This is a genomic window from Prosthecobacter sp. (genome assembly GCF_044373815.1).
Lineage (GTDB): Bacteria > Verrucomicrobiota > Verrucomicrobiia > Verrucomicrobiales > Verrucomicrobiaceae > Prosthecobacter.
In genome coordinates this window covers 1-2961 of record NZ_JBIPNG010000655.1, presented here as the reverse complement: position 1 = coordinate 2961, position 2961 = coordinate 1, and the positions used below count along the sequence as shown (strand labels likewise).

Annotated in this window: 4 protein-coding genes; 1 reads left to right on the top strand and 3 read right to left on the bottom strand. The window is 59.0% G+C overall.

All coding sequences use genetic code 11. The annotated features are described in order from the left end of the window. Positions 1 to 709 (top strand): His/Gly/Thr/Pro-type tRNA ligase C-terminal domain-containing protein (locus tag ACIREA_RS29820; RefSeq protein WP_397385961.1); only part of this gene is annotated, 709 nt, incomplete at its 5' end. Between the two features lie 6 nt (positions 710 to 715). Here the strand turns inward: ACIREA_RS29820 and ACIREA_RS29815 are convergent. The 3 genes from ACIREA_RS29815 to ACIREA_RS29805 all read right to left on the bottom strand — a co-directional run. Continuing rightward, a complete protein-coding gene (locus tag ACIREA_RS29815; protein ID WP_397385960.1) occupies positions 716 to 1603 on the bottom strand; it encodes a hypothetical protein in 888 nt (295 codons plus the stop codon). Positions 1604 to 1689: 86 nt separating this feature from the next. Continuing rightward, positions 1690 to 2307: a redox-sensing transcriptional repressor Rex gene (locus ACIREA_RS29810; protein ID WP_397385959.1), complete on the bottom strand. Its 618-nt coding sequence runs from the start codon at positions 2305 to 2307 to the stop codon at positions 1690 to 1692. 63 nt (positions 2308 to 2370) lie between these two features. Continuing rightward, on the bottom strand, positions 2371 to 2961 hold a 591-nt coding region (locus tag ACIREA_RS29805), incomplete at its 5' end, for a hypothetical protein (RefSeq protein WP_397385958.1).

Here is a 2961-nt window from a genome sequence, read left to right as displayed (position 1 = left end):
GGCCCACACCACGAGCTGGGGCGTCAGCACGCGCATGATCGGCACGGTCATCATGGCCCATGGCGATGACGACGGCGTCATCATCCCACCACGCGTGGCCCCGAACCAGATCGTCATACTGCCCGTCACGCCGAAGGCTGACACGCGCGATGAAGTCATCGCCGCCTGTGAAGCACTGGCACAGACTCTGCGCACCCAAATGTTCGCCGGTGAACCACTGCGCGTGCATGTGGACAAGCGCGACCTTCAGGGCGGCGCGAAGAACTGGGAATGGATCAAGAAGGGCGTGCCGATGCGCCTCGAAATGGGGCCTCGCGACATCACCAGCCGAAGCGTGGCCGTTTGCCGTCGCGATCAGGGACCGAAGGCCAAGGAGTTCGTGCCCAAGGAAGAGTTCATTCAGTCTGTGACGGAGCGCCTGCAGGAGATTCAGGATGCGCTGCTCGCACGTGCCACCTCACTGCGTGACGCGAACATGAAGAAGCTCGAAACGCTAGAAGAGTTCAAAGCCTTCTTTGCGGAAGACTCCGAAGGCGGCTTCGCCATGATGCACTGGGCTGGCAGCAGCGACGATGAAGACACCCTCAGCAAAGACCTGAAGGTGACCATTCGCTGCATCCCTCACGGCGATCAGTTTGCTGAGGAAGGCAAGTGTTTCCTCACTGGCAAGCCGAGCTCACGCCGCGTGGTGTTTGCGCGGAGTTATTGATCCGTCTTAGCGCAGAATCTCGCCCTTCGTCACGTCTCCGGCCACATCCAGCAGCATGATCTGATTGATGGTCTTGAACTGGGCGTGGTCGGCCACGTTCCAGACGATCTTCTTGTCACGGGAGACTTCGATGACCTGGGCCTGCTCGCCGATGTGGCCGTGGCCGAGATAGACGCAGAAGACGGTGTTGCCGTTCGGCAGGCGCTGGCAGCCGGCCATGAGGCGCAGCGTGTAGCCGGGGATGTCGTTTTCAGCGAGTTCCCAGACGATGTTTTCTTTGGCGTCCAGTTCGCGCACCTGATGGCCATCACCGCAGGTGATGAGGAGGTGGCCTTCGGGAAGCGGCACGACTTCATGGGGATCTCCAGGAACTTTGATCTGGCGCAGCACTTTGCCGTCGGCATCGAGTTCGACGATTTTGCCTTCGCCTTTGAAGCAGACGAGGTAGTGGCCGTTGGCGAGTTTGCGTGTGCCACGAAACTGGTTGTGCAGCTTGATCTCAGGAGCCGCGGTGAGCTTGATCTCCTTGGCGATCTTCCCAGCCCGATCCACCTCAATAATGCGGCTGGTGCCACATTCCACGATCATCACATTCCCATCTGGCAGCGGCTGGCAGGAATGCACTTCGACTTTCACATCGGTCGGTGCCTTGTACTCCCACACGATTTTCTTGTCAGGAGTCACCTCCAGGGCACCGCTGACAAAGCAGAAGAGGTAGTTTCCATTCGGCAGCTTCCAGCAGTCCTGCGGGGCTTTGCAGTCCCACTGCCATTCGATTTTCCCCTCGGCGGAAACCACGCAGACCTTGCCACCACCGTAGTCGCAGCAGAGAAACGGATGTGCCGCATAGGCGGTGGAGACGAGGGCGAAGAGGACGGCGAGAAGTCGGAGCATGGGGAGGGTCGGATGGTGAGTCCGACATCAACGCATGATGCAGTGCTTTTGCTTCAACTCATTCTCAGCGCCTGCGCGCCAAAGAATCAGCGGATGAAGTAGCTCAGATTCTCCAACTCCACGGCCAGATCCACGCTGTTCACGACGACATTCTCCGGGACATCGAGGACGGTGGGGGAGAAATTCAGGATGGCCTGGATGCCGTGCTGCACCAGATCATTGACCACGGACTGGGCGTTGCTGGCGGGCACGGTGAGGATGGCCATTTTCACATTCTGGCGGCGGATGAATTCGGCCATATCAGTCATCGGCAGCACGGGCACACTGACCTGCGGCTGCTTGCGGGGTGATAGATCAAACGCGGCCGCGACTTCGAAGCCTTCCTTGCGGAAGCCGCCGTAGCGCAGCAGTGCGGAACCGAGATTCCCGACGCCGACCAGGATGACGGGCTGCAGTTTGTTCTGCCCCAGCACATCGCCAATCGTGCCGCTGAGGGCGTCCACATTGTAGCCCAGACCCCGGGTGCCGAGCTGGCCGAAATACGCCAAGTCTTTGCGCAGCTGGGTGGACTTCACCCCGGCCGCTTTTGCCAAGGCGGCAGACGACACAGTGTCCACCTGATTCTCACGCAGACGCTGCAGGCAGCGCTGGTAGATCGACAGGCGGTAGATCGACTTGCGGGGAATGTCTATTTTGGCAGGCATTGGTTGGAACAATGTGAAAATTCACCCGAAAGCATCGGATGTCAACCAAGCTAGGTTGCCAGCCTATGGCCGTAGGGGGCCGGACTGAGGTTTTGGGATCGTTCTTACCGGACCTGCATCAGGAATGCGCTGAGCCGCAGGGATGTGGAGATTTTGTTCCAGTATTTTCAGGAATTCGATCAGCCCGGGAGTGGCCTTTTTCTCGTCATAGAGCTTCTTCAAAATGGCGTAACCCTTGGCCCATGAGTCGGGATCGTTTGCCTGCGCATAGGCAAAGCCGGCGAAGCGCTCGGTGAAATTCAGACCACCGTGCTGAAAGGAGCTCAGGTAGGCGTCGCCAGAGGCTTTGAAGTCCTTGCTGCGGTTCCAGTGCAGGTCGCCCAGCTTTTGCCAGAGTCGGGGATTGTCCGGCATGAGCTTCAAACCCTCCTCCAGAATGTCGAGGCCACGCTTCACATAGTCATGGAACAAGGTGCCACGCAGGCCCGACTTCAGCTCCTTGTTGTAGAGGTAATACGAGGCCGCATTGTAGGCCATGTGCCATGAGGCCTCCTCCCAGTAGCGCGCATTGCGCGGCTGGAGTTGCGTCACAAATCCATAGTATTTGTCCACCTGCGCCCAGTTCACTCGCGTGAACTCCACATGGGCGCGCAG

Excerpts from the sequence above, each read along its gene's own strand:
- ACIREA_RS29815 (WP_397385960.1), bottom strand. The coding sequence starts at position 1,603 with ATGCTCCGACTTCTCGCCGTCCTCTTCGCCCTCGTCTCCACCGCCTAT.
- ACIREA_RS29810 (WP_397385959.1), bottom strand. The coding sequence starts at position 2,307 with ATGCCTGCCAAAATAGACATTCCCCGCAAGTCGATCTACCGCCTGTCG.